Annotated in this window: 18 protein-coding genes and 1 riboswitch; of the genes, 12 read left to right on the top strand and 6 right to left on the bottom strand. The window is 70.8% G+C overall.

What is annotated here, in order from left to right; all coding sequences use genetic code 11:
* Positions 1 to 8: 8 nt before the first annotated feature.
* Positions 9 to 224: riboswitch (cobalamin riboswitch) on the bottom strand.
* A gap of 100 nt (positions 225 to 324) precedes the next feature.
* A complete protein-coding gene (fabG, locus tag ACFVIM_RS08415) occupies positions 325 to 1,104 on the bottom strand; it encodes a 3-oxoacyl-ACP reductase FabG (protein ID WP_384299882.1) in 780 nt (259 codons plus the stop codon).
* Between the two features lie 373 nt (positions 1,105 to 1,477).
* Entirely contained in the window at positions 1,478 to 2,113 is a 636-nt protein-coding gene (locus tag ACFVIM_RS08410; protein ID WP_384299881.1) for a TetR/AcrR family transcriptional regulator, read from the bottom strand.
* A gap of 90 nt (positions 2,114 to 2,203) precedes the next feature.
* Here ACFVIM_RS08410 and ACFVIM_RS08405 point away from each other — a divergent pair, with 90 nt between their 5' ends.
* Both ACFVIM_RS08405 and ACFVIM_RS08400 read left to right on the top strand, forming a co-directional pair.
* Entirely contained in the window at positions 2,204 to 2,614 is a 411-nt protein-coding gene (locus ACFVIM_RS08405; RefSeq protein ID WP_384299880.1) for a DUF4345 domain-containing protein, read from the top strand.
* 268 nt (positions 2,615 to 2,882) lie between these two features.
* Positions 2,883 to 4,598: a BCCT family transporter gene (locus ACFVIM_RS08400; protein ID WP_384299879.1), complete on the top strand. Its 1,716-nt coding sequence runs from the start codon at positions 2,883 to 2,885 to the stop codon at positions 4,596 to 4,598.
* Positions 4,599 to 4,608: 10 nt separating this feature from the next.
* Here the strand turns inward: ACFVIM_RS08400 and ACFVIM_RS08395 are convergent, their stop codons facing one another.
* A complete protein-coding gene (locus ACFVIM_RS08395) occupies positions 4,609 to 5,379 on the bottom strand; it encodes a helix-turn-helix domain-containing protein (RefSeq protein ID WP_384299878.1) in 771 nt (256 codons plus the stop codon).
* A gap of 229 nt (positions 5,380 to 5,608) precedes the next feature.
* Between ACFVIM_RS08395 and ACFVIM_RS08390 the strand changes: the two genes are divergently transcribed.
* A complete protein-coding gene (locus ACFVIM_RS08390) occupies positions 5,609 to 6,808 on the top strand; it encodes a cytochrome P450 (RefSeq protein WP_384299877.1) in 1,200 nt (399 codons plus the stop codon).
* A gap of 145 nt (positions 6,809 to 6,953) precedes the next feature.
* Positions 6,954 to 7,145, top strand: a complete 192-nt coding sequence (locus tag ACFVIM_RS08385) for a ferredoxin (protein WP_384299876.1) — start codon at positions 6,954 to 6,956, stop codon at positions 7,143 to 7,145.
* Between the two features lie 123 nt (positions 7,146 to 7,268).
* Here ACFVIM_RS08385 and ACFVIM_RS08380 read toward each other — a convergent pair whose 3' ends face one another.
* Positions 7,269 to 8,027 carry a class I SAM-dependent methyltransferase gene (locus tag ACFVIM_RS08380; RefSeq protein WP_384299875.1) on the bottom strand — a complete coding sequence of 253 codons (759 nt, stop codon included), beginning with the start codon at positions 8,025 to 8,027 and terminating at the stop codon, positions 7,269 to 7,271.
* Between the two features lie 209 nt (positions 8,028 to 8,236).
* Positions 8,237 to 8,434: a hypothetical protein gene (locus tag ACFVIM_RS08375; RefSeq protein WP_384299898.1), complete on the bottom strand. Its 198-nt coding sequence runs from the start codon at positions 8,432 to 8,434 to the stop codon at positions 8,237 to 8,239.
* A 391-nt stretch (positions 8,435 to 8,825) separates the two neighbouring features.
* Between ACFVIM_RS08375 and ctaD the strand changes: the two genes are divergently transcribed.
* On the top strand, positions 8,826 to 10,514 hold the full coding sequence (gene ctaD, locus ACFVIM_RS08370) for a cytochrome c oxidase subunit I (protein WP_384299874.1): 1,689 nt from the start codon (positions 8,826 to 8,828) through the stop codon (positions 10,512 to 10,514).
* Entirely contained in the window at positions 10,511 to 10,975 is a 465-nt protein-coding gene (locus tag ACFVIM_RS08365) for a cytochrome c oxidase subunit 4 (protein WP_384299873.1), read from the top strand. The genes ctaD and ACFVIM_RS08365 overlap by 4 nt, the downstream gene beginning before the upstream one ends.
* A 53-nt stretch (positions 10,976 to 11,028) precedes the next feature.
* On the opposite strand, the gene ACFVIM_RS08360 is transcribed toward ACFVIM_RS08365, so the two are convergent.
* On the bottom strand, positions 11,029 to 12,675 hold the full coding sequence (locus tag ACFVIM_RS08360; protein WP_384299872.1) for a cytochrome bc complex cytochrome b subunit: 1,647 nt from the start codon (positions 12,673 to 12,675) through the stop codon (positions 11,029 to 11,031).
* A gap of 509 nt (positions 12,676 to 13,184) precedes the next feature.
* Between ACFVIM_RS08360 and ACFVIM_RS08355 the strand changes: the two genes are divergently transcribed.
* The 6 genes from ACFVIM_RS08355 (at position 13,185) to ACFVIM_RS08330 (ending at position 20,354) form a co-directional block, all read left to right on the top strand.
* Positions 13,185 to 14,144: a TauD/TfdA family dioxygenase gene (locus ACFVIM_RS08355; protein WP_384299871.1), complete on the top strand. Its 960-nt coding sequence runs from the start codon at positions 13,185 to 13,187 to the stop codon at positions 14,142 to 14,144.
* Between the two features lie 457 nt (positions 14,145 to 14,601).
* On the top strand, positions 14,602 to 15,915 hold the full coding sequence (locus ACFVIM_RS08350; RefSeq protein ID WP_384299870.1) for a histidine kinase: 1,314 nt from the start codon (positions 14,602 to 14,604) through the stop codon (positions 15,913 to 15,915).
* Complete coding sequence (locus tag ACFVIM_RS08345) at positions 15,915 to 16,556, top strand: response regulator (protein WP_384299897.1); 642 nt, start codon at positions 15,915 to 15,917, stop codon at positions 16,554 to 16,556. Before ACFVIM_RS08350 ends, ACFVIM_RS08345 begins: the two co-directional genes overlap by 1 nt.
* Before the next feature lie 416 nt (positions 16,557 to 16,972).
* Complete coding sequence (locus tag ACFVIM_RS08340; protein ID WP_384299869.1) at positions 16,973 to 18,556, top strand: tryptophan halogenase family protein; 1,584 nt, start codon at positions 16,973 to 16,975, stop codon at positions 18,554 to 18,556.
* Positions 18,553 to 19,812, top strand: coding sequence for a cation:proton antiporter (locus tag ACFVIM_RS08335; RefSeq protein ID WP_384299868.1), 1,260 nt, complete (start codon positions 18,553 to 18,555; stop codon positions 19,810 to 19,812). The genes ACFVIM_RS08340 and ACFVIM_RS08335 overlap by 4 nt, the downstream gene beginning before the upstream one ends.
* Positions 19,809 to 20,354, top strand: coding sequence for a flavin reductase family protein (locus tag ACFVIM_RS08330; RefSeq protein WP_384299867.1), 546 nt, complete (start codon positions 19,809 to 19,811; stop codon positions 20,352 to 20,354). Before ACFVIM_RS08335 ends, ACFVIM_RS08330 begins: the two co-directional genes overlap by 4 nt.
* Positions 20,355 to 21,114: the final 760 nt, after the last annotated feature.

Genomic DNA, 21,114 nt, shown 5'->3' with positions numbered 1-21,114 from the left:
GGCACTGGGGCCAGGTACGGGCAACGGGCAGGTCTTCGGACTCGCGGGCACGTCCCTTGACGGAACACCTACTGGCCGTCGCTTCCCAGACCCTCCCGGGCCCAGTGCGTATGACGGCGGTCGTTCCCGCTCACCGCTGCGGGGCAGTCCCGGATTCCCACCGGGTTCCCTCTTACGACGCGTCTGTCTGGCGGACAGGGCGAACCAGCTGCACCGGTCACTCTAGGCGCCCGCTCCGGGAACCCGCCGCAGGCTGTCCAGAATCCGGACGGTGAGATGAGACACCTTGCCGGAGAGAGCGCCGGGGCCCTGGTCTCTGATACGTCAGGCCAGGGCGTCGAGGGACTCGGGAAGGGTCTGCCCTCCGTCGACGGTGAGGGTCTGACCGGTGATGAACGCGGCCTCGTCGGAGGCGAGGAACAGCACCGCGTGCGCGATGTCGGCGGTCTCGCCGAGCCGGCCGACCGGAATCGAGTCCGTCATCCGCCGCAGGTAGTCCTCGCCCAGTTCGGCCAGGCCCTCCGTGCGCACATTGCCGGGCAGGACGGCGTTGACGGTGATACCGGCCGGTGCCAGCTCCAGGGCCGCGCCGCGCAGGAAGCCGAGCTGGCCCGCCTTGCTCGCGCCGTAGTGGGACCAGCCGGTGTAGCCGGTGGTGGGACCGGTGATGGAGGAGGTCAGGACGATCCGGCCGTGTCCGGCGCGTTCCATGGCGGGCAGGAAGGCCTTCGACACGAGGATCGATCCGCGCAGGTTCACGGCCAGGACCTCGTCCACATCGGCGGCCGTCATCTCCCGCAACCGCTTCTCCGGGAAGATCCCGGCGTTGGCGCACACCACGTCCACGTGCCCGTGCCGCCGCTCGGCCTCCGCCGCCATGGCCTCGATCGCGTCCGGGTCCCGCAGATCGAGGCCCAGGCCGGTGACCCGGCCGCCCGTGGCGGCGGCGAGTTCCCCGGCGGCCTGTTCCGCGGTCGCCGCGTCCCGGCCGGTGAGCGCGACCGCCGCGCCCCGGGCCGCGAGGAGTCGCGCGATACCCCGTCCGATCCCGCGCGTCCCACCCGTCACGACCACGGACCGCTGCCGCCAGTCAGTACCCGTCATCCCGTTCCCACGTCCTCGCCTCGGTTGCCCACGTGTCCGTCCGTGCGGACACGACCATGATCATTACCGTAGGCGCCCACAGCGCGGCGCCGCCCAGGAACGGGCCGAGCCGACTCAAAACAGCCGCTCGCCGCCCCTCCCGTGGACGGGTGATAGCCGGTGGCGGGCGTTCCGGTGCCGCCGGAGACCGCGACGGAGGTGGCCCGCCCCGCCGGGTCGGTGTCGTGACGCTGGTACGGGGTCACCCCGTTCGCTGTCCCGGTGGCTTCACCACGTGGCCGAACGGCCCGTACTCCACGGCCCTGACGTCGAGTTCGGACGGCTGGGAGCCACCGCCGGTCACGGTCGCGGCGGACGGGGTGCGGCCAGGGCGCTACGCCGAGCCACGCGCGCTGGGCGCCCGGGGTGGCCCGTCGGGGGCGGGGTCCTCGTCGAGAAGCGGCCGGAGGGCGCCGAGGGCCGCGCCGACGCAGATGTCGCGGAGCTGGGTGCGGGTGCAAGTCTCGTGGGTGAGCCAGTCGACGCAGAGGACCTGGACGAAGACGAGCCAGCTCTTCAGGACGCCGGACACGGCCTCGCGGGCGTTCTCGTCCGCGAGGGGGAGTACGGCCAGGAGCCGCGCGCGGAGCGCGTCCAGCTCGTTGGTCATGATCGTCTGGATCACCGGGTCGCCCGCGAGGACCCGGTTCGCGGCGAGGACGGCGTTGCGGTTCGCCACGAAGTAGTCGAGATGGACGTCCATCCCCTGGGCGAGCTGCTCCGGCAGGGAGTCGGTGGGGTCGAGCCGTGTCCCGGCGAGCAGGCGGTCCGCCGCCTGCTGGTAGACGGCGGCGAAGAGGGCGTGCTTGCTGGGGAAGTGGCGGTAGAGCAGGGCCCGGGAGACACCGGCCGCTTCGGCGACCTCCTCCATCAGCACGTCGGCGTAGGGGTGGGCGGCGAAGAGCCGTGCGCCGACGGCGAGGAGCTGGGCGCGGCGGTCGGCTGGGGTGAGTCGCTGGCGGGGAGGCACGGGCGAAGCTTAGTTGACATGGATCTACTAACGCGGCCACTCTAGTAGACGCATGTCTACTAATCTCCGCCGTGACGGCTTGGAGGGATTGTGGCCAGGGTTCTGCGCTTACTCACTCGGTTGATGGGCTGGTCCTGTGTGGCGATCGGCCTGTTCCACATGGCACTTGGCAACGCGGCGCTCCCCGGCGCGGGTTCCGCCGACGCGACCGTGGACAGCTGGGGCCGGTTCATGGGGGCCGGTTTCGTCGGCTACGGACTGGCCTGGCTCTGGGCCGCGCGCCGGCATCCGATCCCGGCCCGGGCGGTGCGGTGGCTGGCCGGGGTCTTCCTGCTGGGCGGCGTCGCCCGGCTGCTCTCGCTCGCCGTGCACGGCCGACCGCACGGGTTCCAGATCGCGCTGACGGTGATCGAGCTCTGTCTGCCGCCGGTCTTCCTCTGGCTGGCCGACGCGGAGGAGCGGGCCACCCGCGGTGATAGGGACGCCGCGCCCGCCAGGTGAGGACCCCACGGGCCCCTCCCCGCGCACACCCGCCGACGCGCCAGGACCGGGGACCGGCTCCGCGGCACCGCCGAACGCGCCGGGACCACGTGCCAGGAGAGGGGCCCCCGGGCTCGTGCCGTGGCGGCCGGTCGGGGGCACCAGGTGACGCGGCCGGGCCGGACCGCACGGGAACGGGCGCGGCCTGGGGGGCGCGGATAGCCGCACCAGCCGAGTGACCGGCGTGCCATGCGCACATAGCCGCTCGATCCCCACCATAGTGACCCCGATGAGCGTGGAATCGCAGGAAGAGCCGGGGCGGCCCGAAGGGCCGGAGGAGTCCCAGAACCCCACCGGCCGCGACACCTCCCCCGACGCCGTGGTCGTGGGAGTCGGTGTCGTGGTCGTCGTCGCCGTCGTCGCCTGGGCGGCCATCGGCAAGGAGTCCTTCGACGGCGCGTCCCGTTCCGCCCTGGACTGGGTGCTCGACAACTTCGCCTGGCTGTTCGTGATCGCGGCGGACGCCTTCCTCGTCCTGTGTGTGCTGCTCGCCTTCTCCCGCTACGGCCGGGTCAAGCTCGGCCAGGACGACAGCGAGCCGGAGTTCACCAACCTCGCCTGGATCGCGATGATGTTCAGCGCGGGCATGGGCATCGGCCTGATGTTCTACGGCGTCGGTGAACCCCTCACCCACTACCTGGCACCGCCCCCGGGCAGCGGGGTGGAGCCGCGCACCGGCGCGGCGGCGGGAACGGCGCTGGAGTACTCGTTCTTCCACTGGACCCTCACCCCGTGGGCGATCTACGGGATCGCCGGCCTCGCGCTCGCCTACGCGGGCTACCGCAAGGGCCGCGGCAACCGTCTCAGCTCGGTGTTCGTGCCCCTGCTCGGGGAACGCAGGGCCAACGGCTGGCCCGGCAGGCTGATCGACCTGCTGGCGGTGTTCGCGACCGTGTTCGGGACCGCCACGAGCCTGGGGGTGGGCACCCTCCAGGTCGCGAAGGGGCTCAACCTCACCGTCGGCGTGGCGGACTCGACGACCGTGGAACTGCTCATCGTGGTCTCCCTGTCCGCGGCCTTCGTGATCTCCGCGTTCACCGGACTGCACAAGGGCGTGAAATGGCTGAGCACCACGAACATCGTCCTCGCCGCGTGTCTGATGCTCTTCGTGTTCGTGCTGGGGCCGACCGTCTACATCCTGGACGCGATCCCGGCGAGTGTCGGCGGGTACGTCAGCCAGCTGGTCACGATGGCGACCCGGACCGGCGCGTTCACGGACAGCACGTGGCTGGGCGCCTGGACGATCTTCTACTGGGCGTGGTGGCTGTCCTGGGCACCGTTCGTGGGAACGTTCATCGCGCGGATCTCCCGGGGCCGCAGCATCCGGGAGTTCCTGATCGGGGTGCTGCTCGTCCCGAGCGGGGCCACCGTCGTCTGGTTCTGTGTGATGGGCGGCACCGGAATCCGGCTGGACGCGACCGGTCAGGTCGACATGGCGGCGAAGCTCAAGGAGGGCGAGGAGGCGTCGCTCTTCGCGATGCTGGACGCGCTGCCCCTGGGATCGGTCACCTCCTGGGTGGCGATGCTGCTGGTGATGACGTACTTCGTGACCAGCGCGGACTCCGCGTCACTGGTGATGGGGTCCTTGACCAGCAGGGGAGCCCTGACTCCGAGGACCTGGCTGGTGGTTGTCTGGGGCGTGCTGATGGCGGCGGTGGCGGCGGTGCTGCTGGTGGCCGGGGGACTGAAATCGCTCCAGACGGCGACGATCCTGGTGGCGCTGCCGTTCGTGGTGGTCATGCTGCTTCTGTGCTGGGCCCTGCTGAAGGAACTGCGCACGGACCCCGGCGCGGGCCCCGCACGAGGCCAGGCGCTGCACGGCGTACGGGACGCGGTACGGGCGATGGTCGGCGAGGCGATCTCCGAGGCGGGCCCCGGACGACATCACCGGCTCCGCCGGATCGCCCGGTCCCATGGCCAGGAGCGCGCGGAGCGGGACGAGTGAGCCATCGGTCCTAGGTCGTTTCCTCGTCCCGGAACCCGTCCGTACGCTCCCGGGCGCCACCGGCACGGTGCTGGGCACCACCGCCCGCGGCACGCCAGTACCGCTCCGCCGACCGGATGAAGTCGAGACCGAGCTGTTCGAGGAGCCGGCCCGTCACCGCCAGCCTGGCCCCGGCGGCGGTGTCGGCCCCGAAGTGGTCGGCACCGCGCAGCGCGGTGACGGCGAGTCGTTGGTTGGCGTGGAAACCGGCCACCACCGCGCGGAACCCCGCGTCGTCGTCGATGAAGTACCGGTGCCGCCTGCCCCGGCCGTCCCGGCCACGGCGGATCAGCGCGTACCGGGTGAGGTAGCCGACCGCGTGCGAGATGGTCGCCGCGCTGACCTGGAGACGCCGCGCCAGTTCGGCGGCCGTGCCACTGCCGGAGTCGGAGGCGTACAGACAGGCCAGTACGGCGGCGGCGGTACGCGGCATACCGGTCCCGACCAGCGCCGCGCTGAACTCGGCCAGGAACGCGGCCGTCGCGTCGGGATCGGGGCCGGGGCTGCCGTCCTGGCTGATCCGCCGCGCCGCCGGGGGCGGTCTGCGCCGGGCGCGGTGGCGCGTCGCACGCTGCGCCAGTTCCGCCTGGTAGCGGCCCGGCCCGCCGTTGCGCGCGACCTCGCGCATCACCGTCGAGGCCGGTCGGCCCAGACCACGGGCGATCGTGGCGTAGTCGAGACCCCGTGCCAGCCCGGTGGCGATCTGGCGCCGTTCGGCGCCGGTCAGCCTGCGTCCTGGCATCCGGCCGCCCCCTCGCCCCGGTGGTCTTCGCACCAGTATCCGTGGCGGGCCTCGACCGTGACAACGTACCGCCCGTCATGTGCGTTAAGCGGCACGGTCATTGCAATCATCGCATCCGCAGTGACCAGCGTGAACACCATGAATCCCAGGGAAGTGCCGTTGACCGCCACTTCGCCGCGTCCCTAACGTGCGAAGCCGGTGACCTTCCACAGACCCGTGAGGTGACACCATGACCCACACCGCTGTCGAACTGCCCACCCAGCGCACCCCGGGATGTCCGTTCGACCCGCCCGCCGAACTCACGCGCATCAGCGCCGAGTCGTCACTGACCCCGTTGGCCTTCTCCGACGGACACGAGGGATGGCTGGCGACCGGTCACACCCTGATCCGCCGGGTGCTCGCCGATCCTCGCTTCAGCTCGCGTATCGAGCTCATGCACTCGCCGCTGCCGGGGTCCCAGCGGATGGAGCCACCCGCGGGGCCCGGCTTCTTCATCAGCATGGACGCACCGGAGCACACCCGCTACCGCAAGCTGCTGACCGGCAAGTTCACCGTGCGCCGGATGAAGCTGCTGACCGAGCGGATCGAGCGGGTGACCACCGAACACCTCGACGCCATGGAGCGGCATGGCGGACCGGTCGACCTGGTCGCGGCCTTCGCCCAGCCGATTCCCTCCATCGTCATCTGTGAACTCCTCGGTGTGCCCTACGAGGACCGGCAGAGCTTCCAGGACGATGTCGCCACGCTCTTCGCCGACGAGGACGCGCAGACGCGGGACGAGCAGTACGAGGCGTTAGGCGCGCTCCGCACCTATGTGGGTCGCCTGGTCGCGGCCAAGCGTGTGACACCGACCGACGACCTGCTCAGCGACCTCACCACCGGTGAGCTGACCGACGACGAACTCACCGGCATCGGAGTGCTGCTCCTGGCGGCGGGGCTGGACACCACCACCAACATGCTCGCGCTGGGAACCTTCGCGCTGCTGCGCCACCCCGACCAGTGGGCGGCGCTGTGCGCGGAGCCGGAGCTGGTCGACTCGGCGGTCGAGGAACTGATGCGCTACCTCAGCATCGTGCCCAACCTGGCGCGGGTGGCGCTGGAGGACATCGAACTCGACGGCCACCTGGTGAAGGCCGGATCGACCGTGCTGCTGGCGTCATCGGTGGCCAACCGCGACCCGGCGAAGTTCGCCGATGCCCATACCCTGGACCTGCGCCGCAACCCCGTCGGCCATACCGGGTTCGGCCACGGTGTGCACCAGTGCCTCGGCCAGCAACTGGCCCGGGTCGAGATGCGCGTGGCGTTCACCGCCTTGGCGGCCCGGTTCCCGGGACTGCGCCTCGCCGTACCCGCCGACGAGGTTCCGCTGCGCAACGCGGGGAACTCCACGGCCATTTACGGGGCGAGCGCACTGCCGGTGACCTGGTAGAAGCCATTCATCCGAGCGGGCATGACCCATCCGGCAGGGCACGATGACGCGCCGCGCAACCTCACGGACAAACACAGACAAACACGGACAACCGCAGACACCCAAGGGCCGTTGTCGGGAAGCGGGAAGCGGGAAGGAGAACGGCATGAGGATCACGGCCGACCGCGAGGTCTGTGTCGGAGCCGGGATGTGCGCGCTGACCGCACCGGACGTGTTCACCCAGGACGATGAGGAAGGGCTGGTCACCCTTCTGGTCGCCGAGCCGGCCGGAGCGGCGGCGGGGGCGGTTGAGCGGGCGGTGCGGTCCTGCCCTTCGGGCGCGATCCGGTGGCGATGAGGGCCGTACCGCTGGTGGCGACGGGCCCGATGGCCAGGGGCGTCGGACCTCCGGGCCAGCCGTGCCCGCCGGCCTCCGGCCCCCTGAGCCCTCCGGCCCCCTGAGCCCGCCGGTTCCCGCTGGTCAGCGGGGCGTGGCCTGGAGGTCGGCGATGCGCCAGACGCCGATGGACTTGTCCTCGAACCGGTGCTCGATCCGGATGCCGTTCTCCTCGGTCACGTAGATCTCGGTGCACCGCTCGTTGATCAGCCGGAAGGGTGGGGGCAGCGCGAACGGCGGCCGCTGGAGGTTGAGGGGACGCCAGCCCCCCGCCGCGATGTCGTCCGGGTTCTCCGCCCGCTCGGTGAAGGTGGTGGTCGCGAGATAGGTGGAGCCGCTGCTCCGGATGTTGTCCAGCGCCCGGTGGATGTCGTCATCGCCGAGGTGCACCAGGCAGTCCCGGGAGAAGACGAGGTCGACCCTCGGCAGCGGATCGCGGGTGAGGTCGATGAGCCGGAACTCACGGTCCGTACGGGCGAACCGCTCGCGGTTGCGGTCGATCAGCCCGGGGACGATGTCGGCGCCGGTATACCGCTCGACGCCGAGGTCGAGCTGGGACATCCAGAAGAAGTCCCCACAGGGGATGTCCAGGAGGGTGCGGACTCCGAGACCGGTCATCAGCGCCGGTAACGCGGCGCGGAGGGCGGCGGTCTGGGTCAGATTGGACCCCACGCCGGAGCTGGATTCGGGGTGGCGCGCCGAGCCGGTCTCCCCGGCCGGGGTCCAGACTCCACTGGCGTAGATCTCGGTGAAGGTGTCCCGGAGCGAGGGGTGTGGTGCCTCCCCGGTCCGGTCCGGTGTCGCGGAGCCGTGGTCCATGGGACCTGTGATGTCGTCCGCCATCGATCCTCCCTGGTTCTCCCGGTCATCTCATGGATGGACGAGGTGGGGCGCCCGGAGCGTTGCCCCGCGGGCCGTGGAACCCCGTGCGACAGAGGTACGGAGGGGAGGAATCCGGCCAGAACGGCGTCCCAGGCCCTCTCCCCCTCGGCCGGGACGGTGACGGGGACGACGATGTCGCCTCCCTCCCGGGCGCGGGCGAGTCGTGGCCCTCATCGCCCAGGTGTCACGGGGCCGCTCACGCCGTTCTGGCGCACGGAGGCCCGCGAGGGCCGCCAGGACGGATACATCCGGGGGCCGCCGGGGATCGTGACCGGCTCCCGGGGTGTGAAACCGTGCCGCAGGACGAGCCGCTGACTGCGTCGCGTGGTGGATTCCACATAGACCGCCGCGCCGTGGGCGTCGGCCAGCGCGAGAACGTGCCGCAGGGTGGCGGTGCCGAGCCCCTGGCCCTGCTGACCGGGCCGACGAACGGGTCCCGTGTCCGCCCATGCTCACGCCGCCAGTGGCTCGATCGCGAGCCCGCGGGTCCTCTTCGCCCTGGCGGAGGGCGGCTGAAGCGGGGGGCGGGGGAGGGGGTGAGGCAAGGAGAGGGGGGGGACGGGTGAGAGGGGTGAGAGGGGTGGGGACGCGACAGACGTCGCCATGAGCCCGTCCGCCGTTCTCCGGAACCGCGATCGACCGGCAGCCGGGTGACGGGCGGGCGCCGGGGCACGTCGGTCGGGGTGGCGGGCGGAGGGGGGTGCCAAGGTGAAGCCGATGGAGAGTGGCGACGGCCGCCGATGCCCGCGGGAGGACGGTATGACGGAGGTGCGCGAGCGGCCGCGGACGGGGGCCGGGAAGCGGGTCGCGCGCGGCGCACGGCTGCTGGACCTGGTGTCGACCACCGACCACAAGACGATCGGCCGGATGTATCTGGTGACGTCCTTCGCCTTCTTCCTCTTCGCCGGGCTCCTCGCGATGGTGATGCGGGCCGAGCTGGCCCGGCCGGGGCTCCAGATCGTCTCCGCGGACCGCTACAACCAGCTCTTCACCGTGCACGGCACCGTGATGATGCTGCTCTTCGCCACTCCCACCTTCACCGGCTTCGCCAATATGATCATGCCGCTTCAGATCGGCGCCCCCGATGTCGCCTTCCCCCGGCTGAACGCCTTCACCTACTGGGTGTACCTCTTCGGCGGACTCCTCGTGGTGGCCGGGTTCCTCACCGACGGCGGCGCCGCGTCCTTCGGCTGGTTCGCCTACGCGCCGCTGAACAGCGCCGTGTTCAGCCCCGGGGTGGGGGCTGATCTCTGGACGATGGGGCTGGTCGTCTCCGGTATGAGCACGATCCTCGGGTCGGTCAACTTCATCACCACGGTCATCTGTCTGCGCTGCCCCGGGATGACCATGTTCCGGATGCCGATCTTCACCTGGAACGTGCTGTTCACCTCCATCCTGGCGCTGCTGGCCTTCCCCGTCCTCACCGCGGCCCTGCTCGCGCTGGAGGCCGACCGCCGCCTCGGTGCCCAGGTCTTCGACGCGGCCAACGGCGGGGCGCTGCTCTGGCAGCACCTGTTCTGGTTCTTCGGGCATCCGGAGGTCTATATCGTCGCGCTGCCGTTCTTCGGGGTGGTCTCCGAGATCCTGCCGGTCTTCAGCCGCAAACCGGTTTTCGGATATGTCGGCCTGGTCGGCGCCACCATGGCCATCACCGGACTCTCCGCCGTGGTGTGGGCGCACCACATGTTCGCCACCGGAGCGGTGTATCTGCCGTTCTTCTCGCTGATGTCCTTCCTCATCGCCGTGCCGACCGGGGTGAAGTTCTTCAACTGGATCGGTACGACATGGAACGGATCCCTCTCCTTCGAGACCCCGATGCTCTGGTCCATCGGTTTTCTGGTGACCTTCCTCCTCGGCGGGCTGACCGGAGTGCTCGTCGCCGCGCCGCCGCTCGACTTCCAGCTGACCGACAGCTACTTCGTCGTCGCCCATCTGCACTATGTGCTCTTCGGCACCATCGTCTTCGCCACCTTCGGCGGCTTCTACTTCTGGTGGCCCAAACTCACCGGCAGACTCCTCGACGAACGCCTGGGCAGGATCCACTTCTGGACGCTCTTCACCGGCTTCCAGATCACCTTCCTGGTCCAGCACTGGCTCGGTGAGGAGGGCATGCCGCGCCGCTACGCCGACTATCTGGCCGCGGACGGCTTCACCGCGCTGAACACCATCTCGACCATCGGGTCCTTCGTCCTCGGCGCGTCCACGCTCGTCTTCCTCTACAACGTCTGGCACACCCACCACCACGCCCCGCCGGTCGCCCACGACGATCCCTGGGGCTGGGGCCGTTCCCTGGAGTGGGCCACGAGCAGCCCGCCGCCCCGCCACAACTTCCACACCCTGCCCCGCGTCCGTTCGGACTCACCCGCCTTCGATCTGCGCCATCCGGAGGCGGTGGCGCGCGGCGGGCCGCCGCACCGGGAGCTGACGGCCCGGAGGGAGCGTCCGTGAGGACCGAGGCGTGGCTCTTCACCGGGGTGGCCGTGTTCTTCCTGGGCATCGCGGCCGGTTACGGTGCCCTCGCCCGTGATCCCGCCGGTCTGGCCGCCCTGACCGTGGCGTTCCTGATGTCCGGCCTGGTCGCCGCCTTCCTCTGGCGGCAGTACACCCGTACGGGCATCAGGCCCGAGGACCGTCCCGGCACTCCGGTGCGTACGACGGCGGGACGGCGCTTCCCGCTGCCTCCGCCGTACAGCTACGCGCCACTGACCACGGCGGCCGGGGCGGCGCTCCTCGGCTGGGGTGTGGTCGAGGGGGTGTGGCTGTGCTGCGCCGGGGTCATCGTCCTGGCCTTCGGGGTCTTCGGCTTTGTCTTCGGCGGTCGGGACGGCGAGGGCGAGGGCGACGGCGAGGACGGCCGCGAGGGCGAAGCCGGTACCGGAAGGGGGGACCGGGCCCCCGGCGACGCCTGAGCGGACCGGGGTGCCGGGGTGCCGGGTGCCGGGTGCCGGGTGCCCTCACCCCCTCACCCGTCCTCCGGCCGCCGGGTGGGACCGGCGAGTACCCGCTCGTGCTGTTCCTCCGTGAGGGTGTCGCCCGCGCGGTCGGCGTAGTACCAGGCGCTCAGCCGGGTCCGCGCCCACCGCACCCACCGGCCCGACCGGACACGGGGTCGTGGCGCGCTGTCGTCCGGGCGCGGTTCGGACTCCAGGGGGCCGGGCAGTTCCCGGGCGAGCGCGGTATAGCGCCGGTCGGGGGAGAGGGGCCGGTGGCGTGGGGCGTAACCCCCGTCGACCGACTGCCGTACCTCCCCGGTCTCCTGCCCGTCCGTCAGCCACCGCCCCTCCCGCTCCTGGAGTCCCAGGCAGAGCAGCCGGGTCACCCGGAAACCGGCCAGGGGCAGGACGACGAGGCCGATCCGCAGGGCCCAGGTCAGCGGCGGCAGCGGCAGATCGAATACGTAGGCGATGACATCCTGCGCCCCCGCCAGCAGCAGGACCGCGTACGCCGTCACCCCCGCCACGCACAGCGCCGTCCGTACCGGCCGGTCGCGCGGGCGGTCGCAGAGATGGCGCTCGCCGCCGCCGGGGGTGATCCAGCGTTCGGCGAACGGATAGGCGTACAGCGCGAGGAAGAGCAGCCCCGGCAGGACGACGGCCGGAAGCAGGGGGTTCCAGGAGACGGTGTGTCCCAGGAGGTCGGTCTCGGCGCCCGGCATCAGCCGGAGAGCGCCCTCCAGGAACCCCACGTACCAGTCGGGCTGGGCGTCGGTGGAGACCTGGTCGGCCCGGTAGGGGCCGTAGTTCCAGACCGGGTTGATCTGGCCGATGGCGCCCAGTACCGCCAGGACGCCGAAGGTCAGGAAGAAGAGTCCGCCGGACTTCGCGAGGTACCGGGGGAGCGCGGGCGGGCCGACGGAGTCGCGCCCGGTCCTGCCCCGGCCCGCCCACTGGGTGTGCTTCAGGTGGACGATGAGCGTCAGATGCACGGTCACCAGCGCCAGCAGCAGTCCGGGGAGGACCAGGATGTGCAGTCCGTACAGCCGGGACAGGACGTCCTCGCCCGGGAACTGGCCCCCGAAGGCGAGGAAGGACGCGTAGGTGCCGACCACCGGAACCGACAGCATGATCCCCTGCGCGGTCCGCAGCCCGGTTCCGGACAGCAGATCGTCGGGGAGCGAGTAGCCCGCGAAGCCCTCCACCATGGCCAGCAGAAACATGGTCACGCCCACGGCCCAGTTCACCTCGCGCGGGCGCCGGAACGCGCCGGTGAGGAAGACACGCAGCAGATGCACGGCGATCGAGGCGACGAAGATCAGCGCGGCCCAGTGGTGGATCTGCCGGACCAGCAGCCCGCCGCGCACATCGAAGCTCAGCTCCAGGGTGGTGGCGTAGGCGCGGGACATGGTGACGCCACGGAGTGGCTGGTAGGAGCCGTCGTAGACCAGCTGCGCCATCGACGGGTCGAAGAAGAAGGTCAGGAAGACGCCGGTGAGCACCAGGACCGCGAAGCTGTACAGGGCCAGCTCCCCCAGCAGGAACGACCAGTGGTCGGGAAAGCCCTTGCGCAGCGCGGTGCGTGCCGCCTCGTACAGGGGGAGCCGTCCATCGGCCCAGTCCGCCATCCGCTCACCCGCGGCGCGCGGGCGCGTACCCGGCTCCGGGACCGCCATCGGCTCACACCCTTCGTCGTGGTGACGTAAACGCCGTATATGCCGACATACAGTGTGAGTGAGACCCGGCCGTGAGACGTGGCGCACGCGCCGGGCCACCCGGCGGGCTCCAGGTCCGGCCCGGTCGGCCGGATCGTGTCCGTTGGGCGGTATGGCCCCTGACCGCCCTTTTTCACCTGTCGGTCAAAGACATGGCTGGGAGCCTCCGGTTCGGACAGGCTCGATCCGGCGCGTTCACCGTGGACACAGGTGCCCGCGTGGAGCGCGGTGTGGTGGTGGTCGGTGCGGCGCGGTGCTGGGGGTGTTCCGCGGGCAGGCGTATCCGCCCGTGGTGGCCGCCGGTGTTCCAGCGGGCGCCTGCCTGGCCGGATCCATGCCGTACACAGGAGTACTCCGCGCGTGGAGAAGCGCCCGGTGCCCTGCGGCGACGTGTCTTCGGGAGATCGTTCACCATCGCAGCGGTCGGTATCGGTCATTCCGCCGGCCGGCGGAACGGAAGGGTGGTTGCTGTGAAGCGGTTAGTTGTCGAAACCAACGAGCGCAGACAGATCGAGCGGCTGGTCGACGCGGTACTCGACGAGTACGGGCCGTGGGACCCGGTCCAGTTCGTCACGCACGCCAAGGCGGTGGCGGAGTCGCTGCCCCTTCGGATCCGCCAGTTCTTCCGACAGGTCCAGTCGGAGGAGACCGATGTGGCGGTGCTGTCGGGGCTGCCACTGAGCCAGGACCTTGAGCCGACCCCGACCGGCTGGGACATGGCGGAGAAGATCGGCGCCGGAGCCCGTGAGGAGACCGTGCTCATGCTCTGCGGGGCCGCCCTCGGTGAGCCGTTCGCCTGGGGCGACCAGCAGCATGGCCGTATCGTGCACGATGTGTGCCCGGCGCCCGGCAAGGAGCGTTCGGAGACCAGCGGCAGCAGCACGGCCCCGCTGTCACTGCACACCGAGGACGCCTTCCACCAGTGCCGCTGTGACTATGTGGCCCTCTCCTGCCTGCGCAACCCGGACGGTATCGGAACCACCGTGGTCCGCACCGACCGGCTGGATCTGCCGCCGCGGCTCTCGGAGATCCTCTCCGAGAGGAGATTCCACCACCGTCCCGACCAGTCGCACATCGGGCCGCAGGGGCATTCCAGCGGGGCCGCGGAGAGGGACGCGATCCTCTTCGGACCACCCGGATCACGCTATCTGCGCATCGACTTCGACGACACCGTCGCGGCGGAGGAGGGCGACCATGCCGCGCGGGAGGCCATCGCCGAACTCCACACCTATGTGTCCGCCGCCCAGGAGAAGGTGGTACTTGAGCCCGGGGACGCCATATTCCTCGACAACTACCGTGTCGTACACGGACGGGAGCCGTTCGAGCCGAGGTACGACGGAACGGACCGGTGGCTGAAGCGGGTCAATCTGATCCGGGACATCCGCCGGGTGTACATCGCGACCGAGTCCCGGTCACGGGTCATCATGTGACGGCGCGCCCCCGTGCGGCCGGCCAAGGGTCCGGCTGGTGCCAGCCGGTGCCGGCCGGTGCCGATCAGGCCCGCACGGTGGGTCCGCGTGGTGGGTCCGCACGGTGCCGTGGGCGCGTGGCCCGCCGCACCGTGCGCGCCGGCCCGGCGGCCGGTCCGAGCCACGCAAGGGCCGGCCGCCGTACCTGCGAGGGGCATGCCGGAACGCGCCGTACGCGCGCTCCCCGAACCGGATGGACACACGGGGCCGATGCGGGGCGGACGTGCCCGATGCGGGGCGGACGCGTCCGGGGTGGGGCGGACGTGCCCGGGGTGGGCAACCCTCTTGAATCGTGGGGAAACCTCGGCGCGACGGCCTTGTGCGCCGGTGGCCGCCCGTGTTGGCTACGGCTCGTGGAACTCTGCACCGGCGTCGCGCCTTGTTGATCTCGAATCAGGGTGTCCGAGGACGGATGTCCGTGTCTGCCTACCCGTCGAACGTGGCCCCCGCGAACTGCCGACAGGCGCTGGCCCTCGGCCCGCGCCGATTACTGATGTCCTGGTGGCCCTGGCGGTCACTGGGCTATCTGAGCTGCGGTGGCCTCGTGGTCGTGGCTATCGCGGGCGCGGTGATGAACGATCTGCTCTTCGGCGACAGCGTCCCCGGATACACCCAGCTCGTGGTGGTGGTGGTCCTGGTCGCCCTGGTCACCATGCCGGTCGCCTCGGCGGAACGTCTCCGTCTACGGATCGTGGACACCGAACCCGTCGGCAATCCGCACGCGGTACGGGAGACGCCCAGCCTGAAGGCGTGGCTGTGGCTGCGCATCGGTGAGGCCGCGACCTGGCGCGAGTTCAGCTACGCCATCACCCTGACGGCCGTGCTGCCGCTGATCGACTTCGGCGGTGTCGTGCTGGTGGGAAGCGTGCTCCTGCTGATCGCCGCCCCGTTCGTGGAGCCGCTGGTCGATCTCGGCCCGCTGGTCATCCTCGGCCGCTGGCATATCGACGCCCCGCTCGACCGGATCCTGGTGGTGTTCCTCGGCCTCGCTCTGCTCCCGCTGGTGGCGTACACGGTGACCGGGCTGGCCGCGGGACGGATGGCGTTCGCGCGCCTGATGCTGGCGCCGCGCGACTCCGAGGTCGCCGCCCGGGTCCAGGAGCTGACCCGGTCGCGCATCCGCCTGGCGGACGCCTTCGAGGCCGAGCGCAAACGGATCGAGCGGGACCTCCACGACGGCGCGCAGCAGCGGCTGGTCGGACTGATCATGATGCTGGGCATGGTGGAGCACGCCCTCAACGAGGAGCGCTCCGGCCACGCGCGGTCGGTGGCCAGGGCCCGTAAGGAGGCCGAAGGCGCCCTGGCCGATCTGCGGGAGCTGATCCGCGGTATCCACCCCCAACTGCTGACCGACCGCGGTGTCCCGGCCGCGGTGGCCGAGGTCGCCGACCGGAGCCCGGTGCCGGTACGCGTCGACATGGCCATTCCCGAGCGCCTGGTGTCCGCGGTCGAGACCGTGGCGTACTTCGCCGTGAAGGAGGCGCTCACCAATGTGGTGAAGCACAGCCGCGCCCACACGGCACGGGTGACCGGCCGCCGGGAAGGGGACCATCTGGTGCTGCGTATCGCCGACGACGGTATCGGTGGCGCCAGGGCCGAGGGCGGTCACGGACTTCAGGGCCTCGCCGATCGCGTCGCCGTGGTGGGAGGCAGGCTCAAGCTGCTCAGCCCGCCGGGCGGACCAACCGAACTAGTCGTGGAGCTACCGTGGCGAACACCCGATTCCGCATAGTGCTCGCCGAGGACGCCGTCCTGCTGCGGGAGGGACTGATCGAACTGCTGGAGCGGTTCGGCCACACGACCGTGGCCGCGGTCGGCGACAGCCGCGACCTGATCACGGCGGTGGAGGAGCACCGGCCCGACATCGTGGTGACCGATGTACGGATGCCGCCGGACTTCAACGACGACGGTCTGCGGTCGGCGATGGAACTGCGCGGTCGCTACCCGGAGCTCGCGGTGCTGGTGCTGACGCAGTACGCCGCGACGGCCTACGCGTGTGAACTGCTCCAGTCCGGTGAGCACTCCCACGGCGGCCTCGGCTATCTGCTCAAGGACCGGATCGGCGGGGTGGCCGAGTTCCTGGCGGCCGTCGAGTGCGTGGCCACCGGAGGTACGGTCATCGACCAGGAGGTCGTCTGCCAGCTCCTGCGCCGCGGGCAGATGAACGAGCCGCTGGGCCGGCTCACCCCGAGGGAGCGGGAGGTGCTGGGGCTGATGGCCGAGGGCAAGACGAACGCCGCCATCGCCGCGGCGCTGAACGTCAGCCATCCCACCGTCGCCAAGAACATCGGCAGCATCTTCATGAAGTTCGGCCTGTCCGAGGACGACGGGCACCGCCGTGTCCTGGCCGTGCTGACCTACCTGCGTTCCTGACCACGTCCGCTCCCGCGTGCCCACGGCCGTGCGGCCGCTCCTCCTTCCCGCCCGCGCGGGTGTGCGTGTCCAGGGCCGTGGTGGCTCGGCCCCCGCGCGCTGTGCGTGTCCAGGGCCGTGGTGGTTCCGTCCGTGCGGGTGTGCGTGTCCAGGGCCGTGGTGGCTCCGCTCCTGCCGGTGTGCCTGTCCACGGCCGCGCATCAGGCGGCCGCGTCGCCACCCGGTCGACCTCCACCCCTGACACCGTCTCGGACGCGTCGGCGTGCCCGTTCTCCTGGCCCCCGAGCACCCGCGCCGCTCAGGCGCCGGAGCCCGTGACCGCCCAGTTTCACTCGTCGGTCAAAGAGATGGCTGTGCGCCGACGGTTCGGACAGGCTCGACCAGGCACATTCATCAGCAGTGGATAAGGGGCCTCCATGGCAAACAGCGTGGTGATCGTCGGCGGCGGTACGTCGGGCTGGATGACGGCGTCCTACCTCACGGCCGCGTTCGGCGACCGGGTGAAGGTCACCCTGGTCGAATCGAAGAACGTGCCCTCGATCGGGGTGGGTGAGGCCACCTTCAGCACCATCCGGCACTTCTTCAACTACCTGGGTGTGGAAGAGCACGAGTGGATGCCGGAATGCCACGCCACTTACAAACTGGCCGTCAGGTTCGAGGACTGGCGCGAGCCGGGCCACACCTTCTACCACCCGTTCGAGCGCAACCGCGTCGTGGACGGCTTCCCGCTCACCGACTGGTGGGTCCAGAAGAAGCCGACGGGGCGGTTCGACCAGGACTCCTTCCTCATCGCCTCGATGTGCGACGCGCAGAGCTCGCCGCGCCACCTGGACAACGCGCTCTTCGACAGCACGTTTGAGCGCGGTGAGGAGCACCGCACCACCCTCACCGAGCAGCACACCCAGTTCCCCTACGCCTACCACTTCGACGCGGCGCTGCTGGCGAGGTTCCTGACCCGCTTCGGCGTGGCGCGTGGGGTGCGGCATGTGCTGGACGACGTGGTGGATGTCGTGCTCGACGAGGACGGCGCGATCGACTATGTGCGCACCCGCGAACAGGGCGACGTCCACGGTGATCTCTTCATCGACTGCACCGGCTTCCGCAGTCTGCTGGTGCACCAGGGGCTCAAGGAGCCGTTCATCTCGTTCCAGAACCATCTCCCCAACGACAGCGCGGTGGCGCTGCGCGTGCCCGTGGACATGGCCCAGCACGGTATCCGTCCGGCCACGACCGCGACCGCGAGGGAGGCGGGGTGGATCTGGACCATCCCCCTGTTCGAGCGGCTCGGTACCGGTTATGTGTACGCCAGCGACTACGCCACCCCGGAGGAGGCCGAGCGCACCCTGCGTGAGTTCGTCGGCCCGGCTGCGGAGAACGCCACCGCCAACCACATCCGGATGCGCATCGGCCGCAGCGAGCGGGCGTGGGTGAAGAACTGCGTGGCCATCGGGCTCTCCAACGGATTCGTCGAACCGCTGGAGTCCACCGGTATCTTCATCATCCAGAACGGCATCGAGCAGTTGGTCAAGAACTTCCCCGTGGGCCAGCAGGAGACCGACGAGCAGCTCCGCAGGACCTACAACCGGCAGGCCGCACATGTGATGGACGGTCTGCGGGAGTTCATGGTGCTCCACTGGTACGCCTCGGGCCGGGCCGACAACCAGTACTGGAAGGACACCAAGACCCGGGAGCTGCCCGACGGTCTGGCCGAGCGCCTGGAGCAGTGGAAGGTGAAGCTGCCCGACCAGGACTCGATCTACCCGCACTACCACGGCTTCGAGTCGTACTCCTACCGTGCGATCATCCTCGGTCTGGGCGGGCTGCCGGTGCGGCCCCTGCCCGTGCTGAGCAGGCTCGACGGCACCGCGGCCGACAAGGAGTTCCGCCTGGTGGCCGAGCAGGCGTCCGCGCTGGTGGAGAAGCTGCCCAGCCAGTACGCCTACTTCGCCCATCTGCACGGCCTGCCGCCGGAGCAGCGGAAGGCGGGCCTGACGCGATGAATCTCGCCGAGCTCGCGGCCGGGACCGGACATGTGGTGCTCGCGCTGCTGGCCGTGCTTCTGCTCGCCTGCGTCGGCCGGGCGGTGGGCCGTCTGCTGCGGCAGCCCACCGTCATCGCGGAGATCGCCCTCGGGCTCGCCATCGGACCGGTCCTGATCTCCCTCGGGGGCAAGGAGACCCTGCTGCCCGCGGAGACGGTCGGCTGGCTGCGCGAGGTCGGGCACATCGGTGTGGTGCTGTTCCTGGTCGGGGTCGCGCACGAGCTCCGCCGCACGACCGCGCCGGCCCGTGGCCGGCTGATCGGCTGGACCACCGCGGGCGCCCTGGTGATCCCGCTCCTCGCGGGCTGCGCGTTCGCGGTGGCGGTGCTGGCCGACCCCGTGCTCCGTGGCACCGCGCCCACCGCGTCACTCGTGCTGCTGCTCGCGGTCGCGCTGTCGGTGACCGCCGTGCCGGTGCTCGCGCGCATCCTGGAGGAACGGGAGCTGTTCGACACCCCGGTCGGCAAGCTCTCGATGACCGCGGCGATCATCATGGATGTCGTCGCCTGGCTGCTGCTCACGCTCGCGATCGGACTGGCCGCGGGAGGCAGTGGCGGCGTGCCGAGACTCGCCACCGTGGTCGCCGTCGGGCTGCTGGTGATGTTCTGCCTCGGGCGGTTGCTGCGTACCACGGCGGTGACGGCGTTCCGGGACCGCTACGGACGGCTGACGGCCGTCCTGATCGGTGTGGCGGGGCTGCTCGGCTCATGGGCGTTCCAGGAGCAGGGGGTGACGGAGATCTTCGGGGCCCTGCTGGTCGGGCTCGCCATCCCCGCCGACGGGTGGCATGAGGTGATGCGCTGGGTGACCCGGGTGGGACGCCTCCTGGTGCCGGTGTTCTTCGTGGTCACAGGGATCACCGTGTTCGCCGGGCAGTTCGGCGCGACACCGTGGTTCGCGATCGTGCTGGCCACGGTCCTCGGTATCGCGGGCAAGGTGGGCGGAGGGTACGCCGGGGCCAGGCTCGGCGGTGCGCCCCCGTCCGAGGCGATGCGCGTCGGTGTACTGCTCAACACCCGTGGCCTGACCGAACTGGTGGTGCTCCAGGCGGGCTACAGCGCCGGGGTCCTCACCGCCCCGGTCTTTCTCGCGCTCGTCGTCATGGCGCTGGTGACCACGGCGATGACCGGACCGTGCTACACCCTGCTCGAACGACGGACGGCGCGCCGCCTGAAGGCGGTGCCCCTGGCAGAGGAAGGCGGCAGGCGACCATGACGGATTCCTTGGCGGAGGACGGCACTGCGGGGTGTTCCGCCACGATGACGGCGGTCGCACCGGCGGAGTTCCGTTCGCTGATGTCGACGTTCCCCAGTGGCGTGTCCATCGTGACCACGACGGATCTGGACGGACGGCCGTGGGGGATGACGTGCTCGTCGGTGTGCAGTGTCGCGGTGGAGCCGCCGACGCTGCTCGTGTGCCTCCGCGAGGGAAGTCCCACCCTGGCCGCGATCACGCGCCGCTCCACCTTCGCGGTGAACCTGCTGCACTCCCGTGCCCAGGCGACGGCGGACCTGTTCGCCTCCGGCACTCCGCACCGGTTCGACCTGGTGCGCTGGTCGGCCGAGGCCGGGGCCGGGGGTCCGCACCTGGTGGACGACGCCCACGCCATCGCCGACTGCCGGATCAGCCGGACGGTTTCCGCCGGTGACCACACCGTGGTGTTCGGCAACGTGACGCGGGTGGAGCACCTGGTCGCGGCCGACCGTTCGCCGCTGCTCTATGGACTGCGGAAGTACGCCTCCTGGTCCCTTCTGTGAGGCACGGGGCGCCACGCGGGCCTGGTGTCCTGCGCAGGTCCGATGTTCTGTCGTGCGGTGAGCCGGGACGCTGTGCCACGGCGAGCCGTGGGAGGGAGTAGGGCCTCTCAGCCGAGTCGGTTCGGAGCCCGAGCCATGGTGACGACCGACCGGGGAAGCCGGTCCGTGCGGGTCAACGGGGGATGCTCGCACGGACCGGCTTTCATGTGTTCCCCGTGCCGTTGGGGAACTCCGGCCGACCACATCGGGGGTGATGCGGCCGTCGGGGATGCAGTAGTGCTGTTGGGGTGATACCAGTGAAACACCGCACCGCCGGGTCGCGCCGTAGCTCTGGATGTACAGATCACCTATCGCTAGGTATACCCAGTCCGCGCACGTCGGGCGGTGGTGGGTCGCGGTTCACGGGGGTGGACGGTCCGGCTCGGGCGGCTCTCCGCTCCCGTGGCGGCGTTTCGGCATCTTGGCATCTCGGCGTCCCCACGTGCTGGCGGCGCACCCGTTGACCCAGGTCCGGCGGCCGGGCGGCGCCCCTCGGCGGCGACCATGGGGGTGGCGCTCCTGCCGCGCCGCGTACGGCCCTGAGTGGCCTGGTGAGGGCGTCAGGGCCACCGGTCCACCCGCGAGGGGCCCCCAGCGGCATGGCACGCGCCCCAGCCCCGCGCCTGGCCCGCCTGTCGACAGGGCGGCCTCGGCGCACCGAGGCGTGGAGGTCACGCGAGAAGCGCCCCCGGGGCGGGGTGGACAGACCTCACCAGAGGTC

Source organism: Streptomyces sp. NPDC057638 (assembly GCF_042800315.1).
Classification (GTDB): domain Bacteria; phylum Actinomycetota; class Actinomycetes; order Streptomycetales; family Streptomycetaceae; genus Streptomyces.
The sequence above is the reverse complement of the archived record's forward strand: the minus strand, read 5'-3'. Positions and strand labels throughout refer to the sequence as shown.